This is a genomic window from Caballeronia glathei, from assembly GCF_000698595.1.
Lineage (GTDB): Bacteria > Pseudomonadota > Gammaproteobacteria > Burkholderiales > Burkholderiaceae > Caballeronia > Caballeronia glathei.
This window is the reverse complement of record NZ_JFHC01000002.1, coordinates 236,427-257,465: the sequence shown is the minus strand read 5'-3', so window position 1 is coordinate 257,465 and position 21,039 is coordinate 236,427. Positions and strand designations below refer to the sequence as shown.

The window sequence follows — 21,039 nt, the reverse complement described above, 5'->3', positions numbered from 1 at the left end:
GTCGGGCACGCGGAGCATCGCATCGAAAGAACAAAGAAAGGCAGACGAAGGAAAAGCAACATGCAGAGAATGGGTCCACGGCGCCGCCGCAACGCCGTCGCGCTCGCCGCGATAGTTTCAGGCGCGATCGCCTGCTCGAGCCTCACGGGCTGCAACTCTGTCTATAGCGAAGGCGCCACCGCGGGCGCGGGTATCGCGGGCGCGGCGATCGCCGGCGCGGTCACCAACAACGCGGCCGTCGCCACCGGCATTGGCCTTGGCGCGGTCGCGGCCGCCCGCGCCGGCGTGCAGTATTCGCAGCGCGTCGTGCACACCGATACGCAGGACAAGATCGCCTCGGCCGCCGGTCCGCTCGCGGTCGGCGCGGTGGCGCCGTGGCGCGCCACGCATTCGGTGCCGATCGAGGAAGACGAAAAGGGCCGCGTCACGGTCAGCCGGACCATCAGCAGCGGAACGCTCGACTGCAAGGAGATCGTGTTCTCCGTCGATCGCGACGCCACCCAGAACCGCGCCGCCGACAGCGCGTTCTACGTGGCGTCGGTGTGCCGCGACGGCGACAAGTGGAAATGGGCATCGGCGGAGCCCGCCACGCCGCGCTGGGGCGCGCTGCAATGACGATGCGCCTTGTCCTCGCGCTCGCGGCCGCGGCCGCGAGCTGCGGCTTCGTGAGCGGCTGCGCGTCGTCGTCGATCGGCGCGGCGAGCGGTGCGGCCGCGGGCGTCGCGACCGGCGTCGTGACGAGCAATCCCGCGATCGGCATCGGTGTCGGCATCGCGGTGCAGGCCGCCACCGACGAAGCCGTGAAACGCGTGATGAAGTCGCTGCACGACGACCAGCAAATGGCGATCGCCGCGGTGGCGGGCGTCTCGGCGGTCGGCGATACGCGGCCGTGGCAGGTCAAGCACACGCTGCCAGTCGAGAACGGCCACGGCGAAGTGCGCGTCGTGCGCGAATTCAACAGCGCGCTTGCGACCTGCAAGGAATTCGCATTCTCCGTCGCCGATGGCGACGGCCCCGGCATGCATCGGGACTGGTTCCTCGCCACCGCCTGCAAGCTGCCGAACGGGTGGAAATGGGCGTCGGCGGAACCGGCGGTCGCGCGGTGGGGGAATTTGCAGTAGACGTGCGCGGTGCATAAAAAACGGCTTGCGTGATATCGCGCAAGCCGTTTTTTTCGCTGCGAGCGACTCAGAAGCCGCTCACGATTCCACGTCCTCCAGACTGAGCATTTCCGTCTGGTCGTTGTACGAGAAAATCTCGCCGTAGCGGCCCCATTCGATCACGGCGTCGAGCGTTTCCTCGGCGGCCTTGTCGGAGAGGAAATCCTCCAGTTCCTGCTCGAAGCGCACGCGCGGCGCGCGGTGCCCCGGCCGCTCGTTGAGCACCTTCTTGATCCGCGCGGCGAGCGGCACGTGCCGCAGCAGATGCTCGGCGAACATCATCTTGCGCTCCTGCGTGCCGAATTCGGCGAACACGCGGGCGGGCGGCGTCAGATAGATGTCGCCCTCGCGCACGTCGGCGAAACCGAGATGCTGAAGCACTTCGGCGATCGGAAACAGGTCGTCCACTTCCAGGTGCAGCGAGCGCGCGATTTCCGGCATGTCCGCGCGGCCGTGATACGGCTCGGCGGCAAGCGTCTCGATGAGACCCGCCATCAGGTTCGTCGACACGTTCGGCAGCCAGCTTCCGAGCTCAAGCCCCTTCTTCGTCGCCTCGCCGAGCTGGCGCGCGGTCATCTTCGCGTAGATGTCGTCGACGAGCCGCCGGAACGCCGGGTCGAGCCGGTTGCGCGGGTGCTTGAACGGCACCTTGATCTCGGCCATCACGCGCCCCGGATTCGACGACAGCACCAGAATCCGGTCGCACATGAACACCGCTTCCTCGATGTTGTGCGTAACGATCAACACCGACTTGATCGGCATGCGCCCCTGCGTCCAGAGATCGAGCAGGTCGGTGCGCAGGTTTTCGGCAGTCAGCACGTCGAGCGCGGAGAAGGGCTCGTCCATGAGGAGCAGCGTCGGATCGACGACCAGCGCCCGCGCGAAGCCCACGCGCTGGCGCATGCCGCCCGACAGCTCGCGCGGATACGCGTTCTCGAAGCCGTCGAGGCCGATCAGGTCGATCGCGGCGAGCGCGCGCTCGCGGCGCTCGCGCGCGGGCACGCCCTGCGCCTCGAGCCCCGCCTCCACGTTCTGCAGCACGGTGAGCCAGGGAAAGAGCGCGAACGTCTGGAACACCATCGCGACGCCCTTGGCCGGCCCGCGCAGCGGCTTGCCCAGATAGGAGACCGCGCCGCCCGTCGGCTCGATCAGGCCCGCGATGATGCGCAGGAGCGTCGACTTCCCGGAGCCCGAGCGCCCCAGCAAGCCGACGATCTCGCCCTCGCGCAGCGTGAGGTTCGCGTCTTCCAGGACGAGCAGTTCGCCCTGCGTCTTGTTGAAGCCGCGGCTCACGTTCTCGACGCGCATGATCTCGCCGCCCAGGCGCGGCGGACCCGCGGGCGGCTGCTGTGCCGGCTTTGCCTGCGTTTGCATGTTCTTGGCGTTCTGCATCGGAACTCGTCCTCAATCCAGCCGGAGCTTCGCTTCGGCGTATGCGTACATCGGGCGCCACAGCAGTCGGTTGAACAGCGTGACAAAAAGCGACATCACGGCGATGCCGAGAATGATCTTCGGGTAGTCGCCGGCGGCGGTCGTCTCGGCGATATAGGCGCCCAGGCCGTGCGCGACGAGCTTCGTATCTCCCCACGACACCGCTTCGGCCACGATGCTCGCGTTCCAGGCGCCCCCGGACGCCGTGATCGCGCCGGTGATGTAGTACGGGAAGATGCCCGGCAGGATGGCCTGGCGCCACCATTGCCAGCCCTTGATCTGGAAGTTGGTCGCGGCTTCCCGGTAGTCGTTCGGGTAGGACGTGGCGCCCGCGATCACGTTGAAGAGGATATACCACTGCGTTCCGAGGACGATAAGCGGCGAGAGCCAGATGTCCGGATCCAGGTGGAACTTCACGATCACGACGACGAACACCGGAAAGAGCAGGTTCGCCGGGAACGCGGCGAGAAACTGCGCGACGGGCTGGATCTTTTCCGCGAGCGCCGGGCGCAGCCCGATCAGCACGCCGACCGGAACCCAGATCACCGAGGCGATCGCGATCAGCACCACCACCCGCAGCAGCGTGATGAGCCCGAGCACGAACACGCGCCCGACCTCGTGCCACGTCACGCCCGTCATGACGAACGTCGTCACCTTCCAGACCACGAACGCCGTCAGGACGAGCACGACCGTCGCCCACGCGATGTCGCCTGCGCGCCCGGGCGAGGCGCTCTTCGGCAGCGGAAAGCGCACGCCCTGCAGCGCCGGCAGCCTGAGCGGCACGCGCGCCGCCTTCGCGAAGAGCCAGCCGGCCGGCACCAGCAGCCGGTGAATCAGGCGCGTGCGGCGGATCAGGTCGAGCAGCCACGACGCCGGCGCATTGCCGGAACTGGTGGTTTCCATGCGGAACTTGTCCGCCCACGCGACGAGCGGGCGGAACATCAGCTGGTCGTAGGCGAGGATCACGACGGTCATCGTGAGAATGACCCAGCCGATCGCGCCGAGATTGCGCTCGCCGATGGCGGTCGCCAGATATGCGCCGATGCCCGGCAGCACAATGGTACGGTTGCCCACCGTGATCGCCTCCGACGCAACCACGAAAAACCAGCCGCCCGACATCGACATCATCATGTTCCAGATGAGGCCGGGCATCGAAAACGGCACTTCGAGCTTCCAGAAGCGCTGCCAGTTCGTGAGGTGAAAGCCGCGCGAGACTTCGTCCAGATCGCGCGGCACCGTGCGCAGCGACTGGTAAAAGCTGAACGTCATGTTCCACGCCTGGCTCGTGAAAATCGCAAAGATCGCGGCGCACTCGGCGCCGATCACGCGGCCCGGAAAGAGCGCGAGAAAGAACGTGACGGTAAACGAAATGTAGCCCAGCACCGGCACCGACTGCAGGATGTCGAGGATCGGCACGAGCACCATCGACGCGCGCCGGCTCTTCGCCGCGAGCGTGCCGTAGACGAGCGTGAAGATCAGCGACGCCACCATCGCGGCGAGCATGCGCAGCGTCGTGCGCAGCGCGTATTCGGGCAGGTTCGACGGATCGAGCGAGATCGCCTGCCTTTCGAGCGTGGAGATCGGCGCCATGGTTTCGTGAAATCCGACCGCGGCGAGCGCGATCACGCAGATGATCATCGGGAAGGCGACGAAATCCCAGCGATTAGGCAGGAGCCGCCACGCCGACGCATTCGCCGTGCGATTCAGATTGAAGCCGAAATCCATGAGAGGCCCTCCCCCGTGAGGCTTGTTGCTCTTTTTCCGCATGACGCGGGATGTTGCAGGGCTAGCTGGCGCGGCTTTCCCGGTTCTGAACCGACCGACACTACACCAACCCCTGTTTCACGCACAACCATCTGGCCGCCGCTCACGCCATCCGCGCAAACCACTGTTGCTCTTCGGCATCAGGAAAGCAAAATGAAGGGCCGACTCGCGCCCCGGGGCGCTCGGGAGCGCTCCTGCCCGCCGGCGAAACCGGCACCGCGGCGGCGGGATTCGCACAATTCGCACCCGGCGCGAGCGGACGAATCCGCAGTTTTGTTCGGTGCGCGTCGCTCGGATCGACAAGACGCTTGATAGGCGGCCAAAAACATCGTCCAATCGTGGCTTGTCTGCTAAAAGAAAACTGTCCGGCCAAATGCGCGGAAAGTCGCACGGCCGGTTAAAACATGCGGCAACCGCCGAGGCCCGTCAGCAAAACCAGGTCATGAACCCAACAGTCGAGAGAGCGATTATCCAGGTTCCCATTGGCGGCGGGCGCGCCGCGATCGGACGGCCCAGCGCGGCGGCGCGGCATCGGCACGGCCCCGCCGCAGGCGGGCGCCAGACGCAGGACTTGCCGGCTGTGCGCGCCGCATGACGACCCGAGAGACTCACAGGCCCGTGAACAGCACGCTCATCCGCCGCGTGGCCGTGGTGCTCGGGCTCGCGCTGCTCGCATGCGCGTGCTGGCTCGCCGCCGGCGCGCTGTCGGACCGAATGGTACAACAGGAAATGAGTGCCACGGTTCGGGCGGAACGCCAGATGGCGGCCTCGATCGTCGATAACATGGCGCAGATCATCGCAAGCGACCTGGCGATGTCGCGAGCGATCCCCGCCACGCTCGCCCAGATGGACCTGACCCAGCACGCCCTCTCGCAGTCGCGGCATTATGCCTCGAAGGCGCCCGTCACGGAATCCGAGCGGCGCGCCGAATGGATGGCACGCCCCGCGTTCGGCACCGTCAACGCCTTTCTCCACGACGCCCAGGGCTTCTCCGGCCTCGATTCGATCTGGCTCGTGAACGATCAGGGCTTTTGTATCGCATCGAGCAACGCGGACGACGAAAACAGCTTCATCGGCTTCGACATGAGTTCGCGCAGTTACGTCTCGCGTGCGCTGCTCGGCGGTTTCGTCGAAATGTACGGCGTCGGGCGGCTCTCGGGCGAGCCGGGCATCTTCATCGCCGCGCCCGTCTACGAAGACGGCTTTCTGGTCGGCGCGGTGATCGCGAAGGTGAGCATCGACCGGCTGCGGCACTGGGTCTCGCGCACCGGGACGTTCGTGACCGACGAGAACGGCGTCGTCGTGATGGCGCACGACGGCCGGCTCGAATACGAGGCCCTGCCGAACGCGCCGGTGACGAAGATGTCCACTCACGACCGGATGGACCACTACCGGCGCGAGGTGTTCCCGGAACTGCACGTCGCGCGCATGGGCGAGCAGATCCGCGCGGCGGCGCACTGGCTGCCGCCGGCGCTCGCCGACACGTTCTACTCGGCGAACGGCAGCGCGGTGCCCGCGCTCTACGACGAGCGCACCGGCCTCAACTCCGGGCTCTCGGCGCACATCGTGCATCCGCTCACGGGCTGGCCGGAACTCACCCGCAACCACAGCCGCGACCGCATCCTCGTGTTCCTCACGATGCTCGGCGTCGTGGCGCTCGCCATGGTGATCGCCACGTCCTACTCGCGCGAGCGGCGCCTGCATCGCGCGACGCGCGACCTCGCCGAGCAGCTGCAGTCGGCGAACACGCTGCTCTCGGCGGAAGCGCGCCACGATGCGCTCACGGGTGCCCTCTCCCGCCGCTATTTCCTGGACACGCTGCGCCGCGAGGTCGATCTCGCGCGCGCGGCGGGCACGCCGCTTTCGGTGGCGATCGCCGACCTCGATCACTTCAAGGAGATCAACGACCGCTTCGGCCACGCGTCGGGCGACCGGGCGCTGGAGCATTTCGTGGAAGTGTGCCGTGCGCAACTGCGCCCGAGCGACGCCATCGGCCGGCTCGGCGGCGAGGAGTTCGGCCTCCTGCTGCCGCAGACGGCGCTCGCCGACGCCCAGGCCGTGCTCGACCGCCTGAGGAGGCGCTTTCACCACGAGCACTGTGCGCATCTGCCCGAGGAGGCAGCGCTTTCCGTGAGTATCGGCATCACGGAGCTGGCCGAAGGCGACGCGATGGAGTGGATGCTGAGCCGCGCCGATCTCGCGCTCTACGAAGCGAAGTCGCGCGGACGCGACCGCACCGAAGTGCGCCCGGCCGACCCCGCGCCGCCCGCGCGGCGCGCGGAGAACTCCTTCGCCGGCAAATAGGCCTCCGCCGCCCGCGCGCGCAGCCCTCGACAGCAGCAGGTATCATCGATATTCGATATCCGACGCCGCTGTCATCAGGAGGTTTGCATGAAGGGAAATCTGGTCATCGTCTGCCGCGATCAGGACGCTGAAGCATTCGACAATCTGCTCGCCGAATATGGCTCGTTCCAGACCCGGCTCTCCGCGACTACGTGGTTCCTGAAAATCGACATCGCGCCGGAAGTGATCCAGGAGGAAATCTTGGCGCGCCTCGGCAAGTACACGACGCACTACATCTTCGAAGCCAAGACGGTCACCTACAACACCGTCGACAGCGAAGCCGCCTCGGCGCTTGAAACGCTGTTCGACTGAACGCGCGCAGGAGCACCCTCCGTCAGGCCGTCCGCTCCTCGTGCTGCGAGCCCGCGCGCCGTTCGTCGGCGGGGCGCGTGGCGACGTCGAACGGGAACGTCATCACCACCTGCAGCCCTCCCCCTTCGTAATTGCCGATCTCGCACTCGCCGCCCGCGCGCCGCGCAAGCCGCTCGACGATCGCGAGCCCGAGGCCGCTGTGCCCGCTGCCGCCGCGCGCCGGGTCGAGCCGCACGAACGGCCGGCTCGCCTTGATGAGATCGTCCGGCGCGATGCCGCTGCCGTGATCCGCGACGCGCAGCACCCAGCCGTTCGCCGCGCGCCACGTCTCGATGACGATCGGCGGCGCGCCGTAGGCGTGCGCGTTGTCGAGCAGGTTCGAGAGCAGCCGGTCGAGCGTCGCGGCGGGCAGCACGAAGCTGCGTCCCGCGCCGAGCCGCGTCTGGATCGGCGGCGCGCCCGGCGCGACCGCGCGGTAGGTGCGCGCGACCTTCTCGCACTGCTGGTCCACTTCGATCGGCTCGCTGCCGTCGGCGCGGTCGTGGGCGAACACCAGAAACTGATCGACGATGTGCGCCATCGAGTCGACGTCGCGCACGACGCCGTCGCGGATCTTCGCCTCTTCCATCATTTCCGCGCGCAGCCTGAGGCGCGCGAGCGGCGTCTTCAGGTCGTGCGCGACGCCTGCAAGCATCACCGCGCGGTCGTTGTCGGTCTGCGAGACCTCGCGAACCATCTGATTGAAACCGTGCGTCAGCTGCCGAAGCTCGCGCGGCCCGCGCTCGGGCACGGGCGGCGTCGGCTGACCGCGGCCGAAGCGCGCGACCGCCTGCGCGAGCGAGCGCAGCGGCTGCTGCAACTGCCAGGCGGCGAGAAGCGCGGCCATGACGGCCGTCGAAAAGATGATCGCGAGCCAGACCAGCATGCGGTCGCGCGAACGCGGCGGGCGCAGCGGCTGCACCGGCACGACAATCCAGTCGGTGTCCTTCACGCCGCGCACCCAGATGCTCGGCGGCGCGCCGGGCTCGCCCAGGCGCACGTCGGTGCCGTCCGGCAGGCGGTCGCGGATGTCTTCCAGGAAACGCCCGAGCGGCGGCGGGACTTCGTCGTCCGCGGGGGTCGGCGTGGGCTTGGGCACATCCGGGCTCGTCGGCGGGACGACCCGCACGCGCGAGGGCAGCGGCTGATTCGGCGAATTGGCGATGTGCTGGCGCACGGCGTCGACGAGGAAGGTCGCCTCCTCGACGGCGTAACGCGTCTGGCTCTGGTCGCGCTCGACGCGGATGACCGCGAACCACGCGACATGTGAGAGGACCAGCACGCCGATGACGAGCACGACGAGCCGGCCGAAGAGTGAATCAATGGGCCGGCGCATTTTGCTCGCCATCGGGGACGAACACGTAGCCGCGGCCGCGCACCGTCTGGATGAAGCGCGGCGTGGACGGGTCGGTTTCGAGAATCCGGCGCAGGCGCCAGACCTGCACGTCGATGCCGCGGTCGGTGCCGTCGTACTCCGGGCCGTGGAGCAGCTCCAGCAGACGTTCACGGGTGAGCGTGCGCATCGGGTTGTTGACGAAGATCTTCAGCAGCGCGAATTCGCTGCCCGACAGCGTGAGCGGCTTGTCATCCTGCTGCAGCGTGCGCGACTGGAAGTCGAGCCTGAAGCGCCCGAACGAAAACGGCTCGCGCTGCTCCGGCGCCGCCGACGGAATCGTGCGGCGGCGGCGCAGCACGGCCTGCACGCGCGCGAGCAGCTCGCGCGGGTTGAACGGCTTGCCGAGGTAGTCGTCGGCGCCGAGCTCCAGACCGACGATGCGGTCCACGTCGTCGGCACGCGCGGTGAGCATGATGACCGGGATGTCGTCGCCCGATGCGCGCAGCTTCCTGAGCGCGGTGAGGCCGTCCACGCCCGGCATCATCAGGTCGAGCACGATCAGATCCGGACGCTCGCGTTCGATGCGCCGCTCGAGCGAGCCGGCGTCGTGAAGAACCGACACTTCGATGCCCTGCCGGACCAGATAGTCGCGCAGGAGATCGCGCAGCTCGGCGTCGTCGTCGACGACAAGGATTTGAGTAGTCATGTGATGAAGTTTAACGCGTGAGTGGTGCCGTATTTGCGGTGAAAGCTCCATAAAGGGTTACCGCGTGTTACCGCGAAAGCGACTCGTAAAGCTGCGTAACAAGCACGACGTATGCCGTAACACGGACGGGCTGAGGAAACTCTACGCTGTGTCTCACCGAAGGCGCGGGTTTCGACACACGGGTCCGAACCACGCCGACTCGGCTTCGCAATCAACAACAGGAGTAGACGATGCTGAAGCAAACCAGAATCCTCGCCATCACCGCCGCGGCGCTTGCCATGACCATCGGCGCCGCCAGCGCAGCCACGCCCGCCGCGGCCGACGCGCCGCCTCCCGGCGGCCCGGGTGCGGAAATGAGCATGGGCGGCCACGGCGGCCACCACCGGATGGAGCAGCGCATGCAGCAGCAGCTGAACCAGTTGCACGGCCAGTTGAAGCTTAACGCCGATCAGGAGAAGCTGTGGCAGACCGCGCTCGACACGATGAAGCAGAACCGCGCCGCGATGCGCGAGAGCCGCAGGCAGATGCATCAGCAATTCGAGCAGATGCAGCAGCAGCCGATTCTCGATCTGAACGCGATGCACGCGGCGCATCAGAAAATCGAGCAGCAGAACGAGCAGTTGCGCGAGCAGACGTCCGCTGCATGGCTGAACTTCTACAACTCGCTGAACGACCAGCAGAAGACCACGGTCAGCACGGCATTGAAGAAGCACTTCGCAAAGATGCACGAGCGTGGCAAGAAAATGCATGAGCGCTGGGGCAAGCAGCACGGGGCCGCGGACGCGCCGGCAGGCGCTTCGGCGACGCTCAAGCCGTAAGGCAGGAGGCGCTGAAGCAGTAAGGCGGGAGACGCTGAAGCCGTAAGGCGCCGCGTGCCGCCGCAATGAAAAAAGCCGCGGGAGCGATCCCGCGGCTTTCTTGCTTCCACACTTTGCTTCTACATATAGTGCGCTGGCGCAAGCCCAAGCCTCAGCCGAGATCGAACAGCAGCACTTCGGCGGCGGCGCCGCGCTCGAGCGTCACCTTCGGCACATCGACGAGTTTCGCGGCGTCGCCTGCTTCGAGCGCCTCGCCGTTCACCGACACCGCCCCGCGCGCCACGTGCACGTACACGCGCCGGCCGGCGGGCACGTCGAACTCGACGCGCTCGTCACCGTCGACGAGACCCGCGTAGATCTCGGTGTCGGCGCCGATCTTCACCGCGCCGTCGCGCCCGTGCGGCGACGCGATCACGCGCAGGCGGCCGCGCTTCTCGGCGTCGTCGAAGCGCTTTTCCTCGTAGCCCGGCGCGCCGCCCGGCGCATCCGGGATGATCCAGATCTGCAGGAAATGCGCGGTGTCGGTCGGCGAGCCGTTGAACTCGCTGTGCCGCACGCCGGTGCCGGCGCTCATGCGCTGCACGTCGCCGGGACGGATCGTCGAGCCGTTGCCCATGCTGTCGCGGTGCGCGAGCGCGCCTTCCAGCACGTAGCTCACGATTTCCATGTCCCGGTGTCCGTGCGTGCCGAAGCCCTGCCCGCCCGCCACGCGGTCCTCGTTGATCACGCGCAGCGCGCCGAAATGGACGTGCTCCGGATCGTGATAGTCGGCGAAGGAAAAGCTGTGATACGAATCCAGCCAGCCGTGGTTGGCGTGTCCGCGCTCGTTGCCGCGTCGAATCTCAAGCATCTCGGTTCTCCCGGTTGATTTTTGCGATGGATCGAATGTAAGGGCGGACACGGCGCCGAACAACCGGTGCGACGGCACTACACCGTCCTGAAAACGGACGTAATCGAAGCAATCCGGGAGCGCTGGCGCGGCGGGCGGCTTCGGGTAAAATACCGCGCTTTTCGGCGCTGGCGCCCGGGCAGCGGGCGGCGCGGCTTTCCCGGCGCGGCTTCGTGCGGCCCCGGCGGTGAATGAATGGCACGGGCGGAGACGCGAAAGCGGCGCAAAAGCGGCGCTGAAAGCTCCGAGGCGGCCGGAACGAGCCAGTGCAAGGCCCAACAAGGCCGAACAAGCCCCGGAGCGTGTCGCAAAAACACCGTGCCCCAATTTTGAAAGCCTAGAATATCGACCGTCGGCGCCCCGTGCCCGGTCGAAGCTTGAAGACCCGCCGGGCGGCGATCCGTCCGATTGAGGAGAAACATGAAGAAGCTCGCTCTGTGCGTCGCGCTGGCCCCCGTGGCCGCGGGCGCCGCGGCAAAGGACTGGAAGACGGCGTTCAATCAGGCGATCGCCGGGGTCCATCGGGACGGCACGTTCAAGAAGGCTGAAGACAGACACTTCGACTTCGCGATCTATTCGGACAAGTAGCGCCATGGCGCGCAGCCGCTGCTGACACGGCAGGGGACGCGCGCCGTCCATCGGGCGGCACAGCGCACGTCATCAAGGAATCACCATGTTTCTGCAAGGCTACGGGCCGCTGATTCTCGCGGGCACTTGGCAAACCGTCAAACTGGCGGTGCTCTCGCTCGCGTTCGCTTTCGTGATCGGCCTCATCGGCGCGGCCGCGAAGCTCTCCCGGAACCGCATTTCGTCGGGCATCGGCACGCTGTATACGACGCTCATTCGCGGCGTCCCGGATCTCGTGCTGATGCTGCTGCTCTTCTACAGCATCCAGATCTGGCTGAACGATCTCACCGACCTCATGGGCCTGGACCAGATCGACATCGATCCGTTTCTCGCCGGCATCCTCGTGCTCGGCTTCATCTACGGCGCGTATTTCACCGAAACCTTCCGCGGCGCGTTTCTTTCCGTGCCGCGCGGGCAGCTGGAAGCGGGCGCCGCCTACGGCATGACGCCGTGGCAGACGTTCTCGCGCATCATGTTCCCGCAGATGATGCGCTTCGCGCTGCCCGGCATCGGCAACAACTGGCAGGTGATGGTGAAGGCGACGGCGCTCGTGTCGATCATCGGCCTCGCCGACGTCGTGAAGGCTTCGCAGGACGCCGGCAAGGGCACCCTGCGCTTTTTCTTCTTCACGCTGCTCGCCGGCGCGATCTACCTCGCGATCACCACCCTCTCGAATCTCGTGCTGATCTGGCTGGAACGCCGCTATTCGATCGGCGTGCGCAAGGCAGACCTGTAGACCCCAAGCGGCGGACCTCATGCTCGAAATCATCCAGGAATACTGGAAGAACTATCTCTTCACGGACGGCTACCGCATCACCGGCCTCGCCATCACGATGTGGCTGCTGGTGGTGTCGATCGCGCTCGGTTTCTGTCTTTCGGTGCCGCTCGCCGTAGCGCGCGTCTCGAAAAACAAGATCCTGTCGCGCGGCGTGTGGCTGTATACATATATCTTCCGCGGCACGCCGCTCTATGTGCAGCTGCTGCTCTGCTACACCGGCCTCTACAGCCTGCAGGTGGTGCGCGACCACATGCTGCTCAACGAGTTCTTCCGCAACGGCATGAACTGCACGCTGCTCGCGTTCACGCTGAACACCTGCGCGTACACCACCGAAATCTTCGCCGGCGCGATCAAGGCGACGCCCTACGGCGAGATCGAGGCGGCGCGCGCGTACGGCATGTCGGGCTTCACGCTGTACCGGCGCGTGATCCTGCCCTCGGCGCTCAGGCGCGCGCTGCCCTACTACAGCAACGAAGTGATCCTGATGCTGCACGCCACGACGGTCGCCTTCACGGCGACGGTGCCGGACATCCTTAAGATCGCCCGCGACGTGAATTCGGCCACGTATCGTTCGTTCGAGGCGTTCGGCATCGCCGCCCTGCTCTATCTCGTGATTTCGTTCGCGCTCGTGTGGCTGTTCCGCCGGGCCGAGCATCGCTGGCTCGCGTACCTGCGGCCGCAGGGTAAATAGCCTCCCAGGACCGCACATGAATGCACAGATGCAAAAGCTTTTCGTCGACGACCTGCACAAGCAGTACGGCAGCAACGAAGTGTTGAAGGGCGTGTCGCTGAAGGCGAAAGCCGGCGACGTGATCAGCATCATCGGCTCGTCCGGCTCCGGCAAGAGCACGATGCTGCGCTGTATCAACTTTCTGGAGCAGCCGAACCAGGGGCGCATTTTCGTCGACGGCCAGGAAGTGCGCACGATGAAGGACAAGACGGGCGCGCTCAAGGTGGCCGACCAGAAACAGTTGCGCCAGGTGCGCTCGAAGCTCTCAATGGTCTTCCAGCACTTCAACCTCTGGTCGCACATGAACGTGCTGGAGAACGTGACCGAGGCGCCGGTGAACGTGCTCGGGCTCTCGAAGAAGGACGCCGAGGACCGCGCCCGCCTGTATCTCGAAAAGGTCGGACTCGCGCCGCGCGTGGAGAAGCAGTATCCGTCGCATTTGTCGGGGGGCCAGCAGCAGCGCGTCGCGATCGCCCGCGCGCTCGCGATGCACCCCGACGTGATGCTCTTCGACGAACCCACCTCCGCGCTCGATCCGGAACTCGTCGGCGAGGTGCTGAAGGTGATGCAGACGCTCGCCGAGGAAGGCCGCACGATGATCGTCGTCACGCATGAAATGGCGTTCGCACGGAATGTGTCGAACCACGTGGTGTTCCTGCATCAGGGGCGCATCGAGGAGGAAGGCCACCCGGACGAAGTCTTCGGCAACACCCGAAGCGAGCGTCTGCGGCAGTTCCTTTCGGGCAGCCTGAAGTGACATGCGATGTTGTCTTGCTACAAAAACCAGAAAGCGCCGCAAGGCGCTTTTTTTACGCCCGCCGATTTGGTCAGGCCGGTTGCCGTCTATCCGGCGTGTTCCGGCCTAGCCCCCACGCTCCCTTCAGTCAATAGAGTCATTCCTTAACTCAAAGCTTACATATCGATAAAAACCTTTTCCGACAAGGGTTTGCGCCGTTTATGCAACGCGCCACAAAGTGAACACACTGCATCGGCATTGCATTTACGAGACACAAAAGTAGGAATCCGCAAATTTCTTTGGCGGGAAAAACGTATTTTGCTAAATTAGTAACCAAAGTACCAAAACGAAGTTCACAAAAAGTAGTTTTACTTCAAAAAGAACTGAGGAGACACCGGACCCTATGGTCGGCGGTCACATTCGCGCCACCCACAGGCGCGAATCACAAGAGACGTAGCGGCCAGTCGCGTGTCATTCCCTCTGAAATCGATTTCCGGTTGGGTGCACCAGCACCGGACCACACGGCGGCACTTGGGTTCCTTTTTTTGACAGGGTTGGAGGAGATGATGAAGAAAGCTTTGCTCGCGGCATCGCTGCTGACGGTGGGCGCTGCGGCCCACGCTCAAAGCAGCGTGACGCTGTACGGCCGCCTGGACGCGGGGCTGGAATACATGAACGGCGTGCCGACCGGGCCGACTGGCGCAGGCAGCGGTCCCGCCACCGGCAGCTCGCACCGTTTCCGCGCGGAAAGCGGCGACTGGGGCACGAGCCTCTGGGGCTTGAAGGGCGCTGAAGACCTGGGCGGCGGCTACAAGGCCGTGTTCCAGTTGGAAGGCAGCTTCAACACCATGACGGGTCAGGGCCCGGGCAACAACGGCATCTTCAATCGCTGGGCAACCGTCGGTATCGCGAGCAACCAGTTCGGTACGCTGCTGTTGGGCCGCGAGCTCTTCATCGCGAACGGCGTGTGGGACTTCGATCCGTTCGGCCAGTCGAACTGGTCGTCGGCGTCGCTGGTGCGTGGCCGCAACTGGCCGCAATCGAGCAACAACATTTCGTACCAGTCGCCCAAGCTCTACGGCTTTGACGTGTACGGCCAGTACGCTCTGTCGAACGCCACGAACTGGAACGGTAACGGCACGACGCCGCAAGGCCGCGAAGGCGGTCTGCAGGTCACCTACACGGCACCGATCTTCCAGGTCCGCGCCATGTACGACGAAATCCGCAACCCGGCCAACGGTACGCTCGGCGGCAACTACGACCCGGTGAACTCGGCGAACTCCGGAGCCGGCGTGTACGCGTTCTCGCGCGAATACACGGCAGCGGTCAACGTGTTCCTCGGCCAGTTCAAGATCCAGGCAGCCTATCAGGCGATCCGCAGCTCGGGCATGACGGGCCAGCTGCCCGGCCAGCCGACCACGCTCGACCACGAATGGGGCGGCGTGACGTGGCAAGCCACGCCGGCAGCCGCGCTGATCGCGGCCGTCTACCACGTGAACGGCAACAACGGCGCCGGCAATGCGACGATCTACACGGTCGGCGGCTCGTACAACCTGTCCAAGCGCACGCTGCTCGACCTCCAGGTCGCGACGGTGCAGAACAGCAAGACGGCCAACTACGGCCTGAACGCCAACAACTTCGGCACGAACGCCGCAACCGACAACCCGTTCGCCGGCCACAGCCAGACGGGCGTGTACGCGGGTATCCAGCACTCGTTCTAATCAGCGGGTCCCGGAAAAAAAGTTTCAGAGAGTTTTCACGCTGCTGCGAGAGGCGCGTATCGGTGCGGTGCCCGAAAGGGTATCGCACCGTTTTTTATTGCCGCGTCAGAAACTGGCGCCGAACTGGAAGTACAGGCTGCTCTGCCCTTGCGGCGCCACCGCGAAGCCCACGTACGCGGGGCCGAACGCCGTCACCGTGCCGATGAACACGCTCAGGCTCTTCTTGAGCGGCTCGCGATTGAGCGCCGACGCGGAAATCGCGACACTGCCGATCTCCCCCGTCGTGCCGAGATAGAGATCGCGCACGATCTGACCGTTCGGCGACGCGATCTGATACTGGTACGTCAACTGGCCGTACTTGACGTAGTTGCCGGTGAACTGGTTGACACCATAAGCCGCCAGATGGCGGAATCCCCCGAGCGAGAACGGCGAGCTCGAATGCGTCGACGCGCCGCCCTCGAGCGTCGCGTTGAAGCTGTGGCGCCCGAAGCTCGCCGCGCCGGTGGCGGTGATGTGCGCAAACTGATAGTCGTGCTGGTTCGACAAGAAAGACTTCGCGGCCTCCGCCTTCACGTAAAACCCCGCGCGCGGGAACAGCGCGTTATCCAGCTGATCGATGACGACCTGGGCTCGCGCGAACGTCTGCTTTTCGGCGGGAATCGTCGGCGCGACCGAAGAGGGATTTCCGTCGGCATCGAAGACCAGCACGCTTTGCGTCACCTGCCGGTTGATCACCGACGCGCCCACGCCCAGCCGCAACTCCCCCAGCCGCGCGATCGGCACGGCGAAATCGACGCCGGTCTTCGCCTCGATATTGCGGGTTCGCAGCACCGGACGCTTGCTGGGGCCGATCTGCTCGAAGCCGTCGTAGTAGTTGACGAAACGTTGCGACACCTGCACATACGGCGCGACGTAATACCCGAAGCGCTTGAACACCGGCTGGCGCAATTCCGTGTGGAACAGCAGATCCTCGGTGCCGAGCTTCACGTCGTTGCGCCATTCGAGTCCCGACGCCGTGATCCACGGCCGCCGGTGCCCCACGTTGAGCACGAAGCCGCCGCTGCCGTTGAAATCGGTCGATACGCCGAGGCCGAACAACAGGAAATTCGGCCCCCACTGCTTCTCCTGCGCATGGACGCGCAGCCGGTTCACGCCGTTTTCGTTGACGAAATCGTGCGTGACGCTCTCGAAATAACCGGTCGTCGCGAGCGTTTCGAGTTGCCGGTTGATGTCCCGCGCATCGTAGGCGTCGCCCTTCTTCACGCTCAGATAGCGCTTCACATAGCCCGGCGGCACGCTGCCGCGGCTGTCCACCGCGATGTCGTCGATCGTGGCGCCCGCGCGCGCGCCTGGCCTCGGCGCATGTTGCGCGCGATACGCGGCGTAGTCCTCGCGCGTGAGCGCAAGCGCGTCGAGGCGCGTGGCGAGCGCTTCGGCGGCGGCGCTGCCGCTTGCGATCGCTTCCGGCGCGCGGGTGAAATCCGTGAAGGTGATATCGCCGAGGTCGGGGCGGATCAGGATGTCGCCTGAGCCGAGCGAGTCGCGCTGCGCCTTCACGTTCTGACCGATCAGGATGCCGACCATCTGCTGCGCCACGTCGGCCGGGGAGTTGATCGCGCCGCGTTTCTTAAGCGGCGTGCCGATGTCCACCGCGATCACGATGTCCGCGCCAAGGTCGCGGGCGACGTCGACAGGCAGGTTGTCGGTCAGGCCGCCGTCCACGAGCGTGCGGCCGTTCACCTCGATCGGCGAGAAGAGGCCCGGCGCGGCCATGCTCGCCCGGATCGCGACCGGCAGCGAACCGTGGTCGAACACCACGCGTTCGCCGGTTTCGAGATCGGTCGCGATCGCGCGAAACGGAATCGCCAGATCGTCGAACGACCCGGCCGTCGGCACCGGCGCGGTCCACTCCTGCATCAGCGCGAGGAACGAGTTGGCCCGTACGAAGCCCTTGGGCAGCTTGAGCTTGCCGGTGTCGTCGATACCGGCCGACATCGAGATCGGATACTCGGCCTCGTCCTCGCGCAGCGACTGCGGCAGGCTCGAGCGGCGGATGCGGTCGAACGCGACCTCGCCCAGGTTCGTCGCCGACACGCGGCGCTCCAGTTCCTCGGCCGGCAGGCCCGACGCGTACAGGCCGCCCACCACCGCCCCCATGCTCGTGCCGACCACCATGTCGATCGGAACGCGCAGCGACTCGAGCGTCTTCAGCACGCCGATGTGCGCGTAGCCGCGCGCGCCGCCGCCCGACAGGACGAGCGCGATGCGCGGGCGATGCGGGCCGTCCGTAGCGGCTGGCGCCGCTGGACTGGCGAACGCATTCGGGAAGCAGCCGAGCAAGGCGAACGCGAGCAGGACGGTGAATAGCAGTACGGCTTTGCGCATGGAACGGTGATGCGCAACGAATTACGCAAGCGGGCGATGGACGAGGGAGACGAAGCGGACGAGGCAGCGCGACGGGAACAAGCTGCCGCGCGCATCAGGCGAGGCCGGATTCTAGAAATCCGCGCGGAAAATGTCGATCGGACAACGGCACTCATTTAGCAGAATGATCCCGTTTTTGTCCTAAATTAGATAATTATTCTCAAAATCGGATAGTTCTGATACATCCGTTCCAGAGGGAAGGCTAGCCTCGCCGGTTCGATCCACAGCCGAGCCTCCCATGCGCCAGCGCCCTCAAATCAGCGGCCTCATCAGCAGCCTTCTCTGGGCACTCCCCTACCTTTTCGCCGCCTACGCCTCCGCGATTCTCGCGACCGGAACGGGCTACGCCGCATCCATCTGGCTGCCCGCGGGCGTCGCGATGGCGGCGCTCATGCTCACCCGCCCCGAGGGCTGGCCGGCCGTCATGATCGGCCTCGCCGCGGCCCAGACCCTGTTCGGCATGCTGCAGGGCGCCCATCTGCTGCTTTCGGTGGTCATCGCGCTCATCGCCATTGCGGCGCCGGGCATCGCGCTCGCGATCGTGGTCCGCTTCGCCCAGGTGCCGCTGCACGGGCTGTACTTCCTGCGGGCGCTGTTTTTCGCGGCGCTCATCGAAAGCGTCCTCGCGAGCGCGCTCAACAACGCGATCCTGTCGCCGGGCGGCGCGGCCTTCTGGCCCGGCTTCCAGATGCGCGCGATCGCGCACGTGGTCGGCATCTTCATCGTGACGCCGGTGTTCACCGCCTGGGCGCGCTTCAGGCCGAGCCGCCAGTCGATGCGCGGCACGGCCGAACGCGTGATCGGCGCGCTCGCGTTCGCCGCGCTCGTGCCGTGCGCCCTGGTCGTATTCGGCTCGGCGGCGGGCGGCAGCATGAGCGACAACCTGCTGATCGGCATGAGCTACGTGCCGCTGTTGCTCTGCGCGCTGATCGCGCTGATGTGGGGCGCACGCGGCGGCGTGATTTCCGTGCTCGCGCTCGCGCTGATCGCGCTTTCCCAGACCGCGTCGGGCTACGGCCCGTTCGGCCGCACGCCCGACGACGAGTCGCTGCTCGGCGTGCAGCTCTATCTCGGCGTCGGGTCGGTGCTCGTGCTGCTCATCACCACGCTTCGCAGCCACCGTGAAAAGGCGCTCGACAGCGCCTCGCGCTGGCGCGCGAACATGGAGCTCGCGCTCGCCGGCAGCGGCCAGCTCGTGTACTGCCTCGACACGCGCACCGGGCACTTCGAATGGGGCGGCGATCTGGAAGGCATCACGGGCCGCTCGCCCGACGCGTTCGCGACCCTCGACACGGTGCTCGCCGCCATCTCCCTCGACGACCGCGCGCGCGCCCGCGCCCGCTGGCTGCGCGCCGCCGACGGCCAGCCGACCCGCGAAATGACGTTCTGCCTGCGCACGCCGCAAGGCGGCCCGGTGTTCATCACCGACACGAGCCAGTCGATCAGCGATCTCGACGAGAGCACCGCGTTCATCGCGGGCACCTGGCGCGCGCCACGCCCGGGCCAGGCCGTGGCGCCGGCCGGCCAGCCGCCGTCGCGGACCGCGGCCCATGCGGAGGCTGCATGAACGCCCCGCGCACCGCGGCCCTGCTGATTCACGGGCTCGGCGGCACCCAATTCGACCTTGGCTCGATGCACAAGGCGCTCAAGCGCGCCGGCATCGATACGCATTCGCTGACGCTGCCCGGACACGGCACCACGCCGGAAGACCTGGTCGGCGTGCGGACGGAAGCATGGCTTGCCGCGGTCACCCGGAAATATCGCGAGGTCGTCATGCAATACGACACCGTGCACGTGATCGGCATGTGCATGGGCTCGCTCCTCGCGCTCGCGCTGTGCGCGCAGGAAGGCCACGCGCGCGGGCGCCTCGTCACGCTCGCGCCGCCCATCTACATCGACGGCTGGGCGACGCCGTGGTACCGCGCGCTGCGGCATCTGATGTACTGGCTGCCGTTCGTGCCGAGCCGCATGCGAGTAGACGAGGAGGAGCCTTACGGCATCAAGAACGCGCTGGTGCGCTCAATCGTCAAGGCGAAATTCGAACGCGGCGAGAACTTTCACTACCGGTGGGTGCCGCTCGCGTGCATCCGCGAGGTCGACCGGCTGCGGCGCCGCGCGATGCGCGCCGCAGTCGCGCTGCGCTGCGACACGCTCGTCATGCATGCCCGCGAGGACGAATTGACGAGCCTCAAGTCGGCGTATTTCCTGCGCGACAATGTCGAGCGGGCGGAGCTCGTCGTGCTCGAGAACAGCTATCACCTGATTTGCGTGGACAACGACCGCCAGCTCGTCGCGACCGGCATCCTGCGCTTCCTGGGCCTCGACCCGGCCGCCGCCGAACGTCCCGCCGAGGCGGACGAGCCCGACACGCCGATGAGCGACGAGGAAGTGCGCGAGCTCACCTCGCGTTACATGAGCGCGATGAGCTCGCAGCAGTTCGAGGCGGCACTGCCGCTGTTCGCGTCCGACGTGATCTGGGACCAGCGCGGCGAAGGGCCGCTCGCCCGCGAATACGTCGGGCGCAGCGCGCTGATCGACCTGTTCTCGACGCTGCTCGAACGCTCGGAGGGCACGTTTGCCGTGCAGCGCTTCGGCGAGCCCTCGTTCGACGGCCAGACCGCCACCGCTGACGTGCTGTTCGTCGCGTCGCGCGAGGGCCGCGTGATTCACGGCGGCGCAAAGCAGACCTTCGTGCTGCGCAACGGACGCATCGCGAGCGTCGTGTACGAACCGCACGACGCCGCCGCGGAAGCGGCGTTCTGGGCCGGCGAAAATGCGGGCGCGGCTACGCGGGGCCTATCGGCAGGCGAGACGGCCGGGACGCTCGCGCCAGAACTTGCCGCGCTCGACGGCGAAGCGCTGCAGCGGCGCTTCGCGCAGGCGCAGGAGGGCGCGAAGGCGCTCGCGCGCCGGCCGTCGAAAGCCGTCATGCTGCGCCTTTACGCGTACTACAAGCAGGCGGTCGATGGCGACGCCCCCGCGCAGCCGCCCTCCGCGCTCGATCCGGTGGCGCGCGCCAAGCACGGCGCGTGGGCGGCGCTCGCGGGCGTCGACCGGGCCGAGGCCATGTGCCGGTATATCGCGCTCGTCGAGCAACTCGATACCGACATCGCCGCCATGGTCTGAGCGTCCCGGCGCAGCGCGCGAAACCGCTCGCTCATCACAAAACAAAAGGCCGCCGATTCGCATCGGCGGCCTTTTGTGTTCCTCAAGCGCGTTTTCCTC

The 21,039-nt window shown here is 66.3% G+C and carries 18 protein-coding genes; 12 read left to right on the top strand and 6 right to left on the bottom strand.

The window, feature by feature from the left end:
• Positions 1-60 precede the first annotated feature (60 nt).
• Together BG61_RS02975 and BG61_RS02970 are read left to right on the top strand one after the other, a co-directional pair.
• The gene (locus tag BG61_RS02975) at positions 61-615 is read left to right on the top strand and encodes a hypothetical protein (RefSeq protein ID WP_035926009.1); all 555 of its coding nucleotides are present in this window, start codon (positions 61-63) and stop codon (positions 613-615) included.
• Positions 612-1,121 carry a hypothetical protein gene (locus tag BG61_RS02970; RefSeq protein WP_035926012.1) on the top strand — a complete coding sequence of 170 codons (510 nt, stop codon included), beginning with the start codon at positions 612-614 and terminating at the stop codon, positions 1,119-1,121. Before BG61_RS02975 ends, BG61_RS02970 begins: the two co-directional genes overlap by 4 nt.
• A 78-nt stretch (positions 1,122-1,199) precedes the next feature.
• Here BG61_RS02970 and BG61_RS02965 read toward each other — a convergent pair whose 3' ends face one another.
• Entirely contained in the window at positions 1,200-2,534 is a 1,335-nt protein-coding gene (locus tag BG61_RS02965) for an ABC transporter ATP-binding protein (RefSeq protein WP_129572045.1), read from the bottom strand.
• A gap of 30 nt (positions 2,535-2,564) precedes the next feature.
• Positions 2,565-4,316: an ABC transporter permease gene (locus BG61_RS02960; protein ID WP_035926017.1), complete on the bottom strand. Its 1,752-nt coding sequence runs from the start codon at positions 4,314-4,316 to the stop codon at positions 2,565-2,567.
• Positions 4,317-4,973: 657 nt separating this feature from the next.
• Here BG61_RS02960 and BG61_RS02955 point away from each other — a divergent pair.
• Together BG61_RS02955 and BG61_RS02950 are read left to right on the top strand one after the other, a co-directional pair.
• Positions 4,974-6,659: a sensor domain-containing diguanylate cyclase gene (locus tag BG61_RS02955; protein ID WP_035926020.1), complete on the top strand. Its 1,686-nt coding sequence runs from the start codon at positions 4,974-4,976 to the stop codon at positions 6,657-6,659.
• 87 nt (positions 6,660-6,746) lie between these two features.
• Entirely contained in the window at positions 6,747-7,010 is a 264-nt protein-coding gene (locus tag BG61_RS02950; protein WP_035926023.1) for a double-stranded DNA-specific endonuclease, read from the top strand.
• A 22-nt stretch (positions 7,011-7,032) separates the two neighbouring features.
• Here the strand turns inward: BG61_RS02950 and BG61_RS02945 are convergent, their stop codons facing one another.
• Both BG61_RS02945 and BG61_RS02940 read right to left on the bottom strand, forming a co-directional pair.
• Positions 7,033-8,385: an ATP-binding protein gene (locus tag BG61_RS02945; protein ID WP_035926026.1), complete on the bottom strand. Its 1,353-nt coding sequence runs from the start codon at positions 8,383-8,385 to the stop codon at positions 7,033-7,035.
• A complete protein-coding gene (locus BG61_RS02940) occupies positions 8,369-9,091 on the bottom strand; it encodes a response regulator (protein WP_035926029.1) in 723 nt (240 codons plus the stop codon). The genes BG61_RS02945 and BG61_RS02940 overlap by 17 nt, the downstream gene beginning before the upstream one ends.
• A gap of 230 nt (positions 9,092-9,321) precedes the next feature.
• Between BG61_RS02940 and BG61_RS02935 the strand changes: the two genes are divergently transcribed.
• Positions 9,322-9,909, top strand: coding sequence for a Spy/CpxP family protein refolding chaperone (locus BG61_RS02935; protein WP_035926032.1), 588 nt, complete (start codon positions 9,322-9,324; stop codon positions 9,907-9,909).
• A gap of 151 nt (positions 9,910-10,060) precedes the next feature.
• On the opposite strand, the gene BG61_RS02930 is transcribed toward BG61_RS02935, so the two are convergent.
• Positions 10,061-10,759, bottom strand: coding sequence for a pirin family protein (locus BG61_RS02930; protein WP_035926034.1), 699 nt, complete (start codon positions 10,757-10,759; stop codon positions 10,061-10,063).
• 459 nt (positions 10,760-11,218) lie between these two features.
• Here BG61_RS02930 and BG61_RS43535 point away from each other — a divergent pair, with 459 nt between their 5' ends.
• The 5 genes from BG61_RS43535 to BG61_RS02910 all read left to right on the top strand — a co-directional run bounded on the left by BG61_RS43535 (position 11,219) and on the right by BG61_RS02910 (position 15,390).
• A complete protein-coding gene (locus BG61_RS43535; RefSeq protein WP_174479700.1) occupies positions 11,219-11,386 on the top strand; it encodes a hypothetical protein in 168 nt (55 codons plus the stop codon).
• A gap of 85 nt (positions 11,387-11,471) precedes the next feature.
• On the top strand, positions 11,472-12,161 hold the full coding sequence (locus BG61_RS02925) for an ABC transporter permease (protein WP_035926036.1): 690 nt from the start codon (positions 11,472-11,474) through the stop codon (positions 12,159-12,161).
• 19 nt (positions 12,162-12,180) lie between these two features.
• Positions 12,181-12,894, top strand: coding sequence for an ABC transporter permease (locus BG61_RS02920; protein WP_035926038.1), 714 nt, complete (start codon positions 12,181-12,183; stop codon positions 12,892-12,894).
• Between the two features lie 16 nt (positions 12,895-12,910).
• Positions 12,911-13,690: an ABC transporter ATP-binding protein gene (locus tag BG61_RS02915; RefSeq protein ID WP_035926041.1), complete on the top strand. Its 780-nt coding sequence runs from the start codon at positions 12,911-12,913 to the stop codon at positions 13,688-13,690.
• A 545-nt stretch (positions 13,691-14,235) separates the two neighbouring features.
• Positions 14,236-15,390 carry a porin gene (locus BG61_RS02910; RefSeq protein ID WP_035926650.1) on the top strand — a complete coding sequence of 385 codons (1,155 nt, stop codon included), beginning with the start codon at positions 14,236-14,238 and terminating at the stop codon, positions 15,388-15,390.
• Positions 15,391-15,495: 105 nt separating this feature from the next.
• Here the strand turns inward: BG61_RS02910 and BG61_RS02905 are convergent, their stop codons facing one another.
• Positions 15,496-17,775, bottom strand: a complete 2,280-nt coding sequence (locus BG61_RS02905; RefSeq protein WP_051672223.1) for a patatin-like phospholipase family protein — start codon at positions 17,773-17,775, stop codon at positions 15,496-15,498.
• Positions 17,776-18,052: 277 nt separating this feature from the next.
• Between BG61_RS02905 and BG61_RS02900 the strand changes: the two genes are divergently transcribed.
• A complete protein-coding gene (locus BG61_RS02900; RefSeq protein ID WP_051672222.1) occupies positions 18,053-19,381 on the top strand; it encodes an MASE1 domain-containing protein in 1,329 nt (442 codons plus the stop codon).
• A complete protein-coding gene (locus BG61_RS02895; RefSeq protein ID WP_035926042.1) occupies positions 19,378-20,940 on the top strand; it encodes an acyl-CoA-binding protein in 1,563 nt (520 codons plus the stop codon). The genes BG61_RS02900 and BG61_RS02895 overlap by 4 nt, the downstream gene beginning before the upstream one ends.
• The last annotated feature ends 99 nt before the right edge of the window (positions 20,941-21,039 follow it).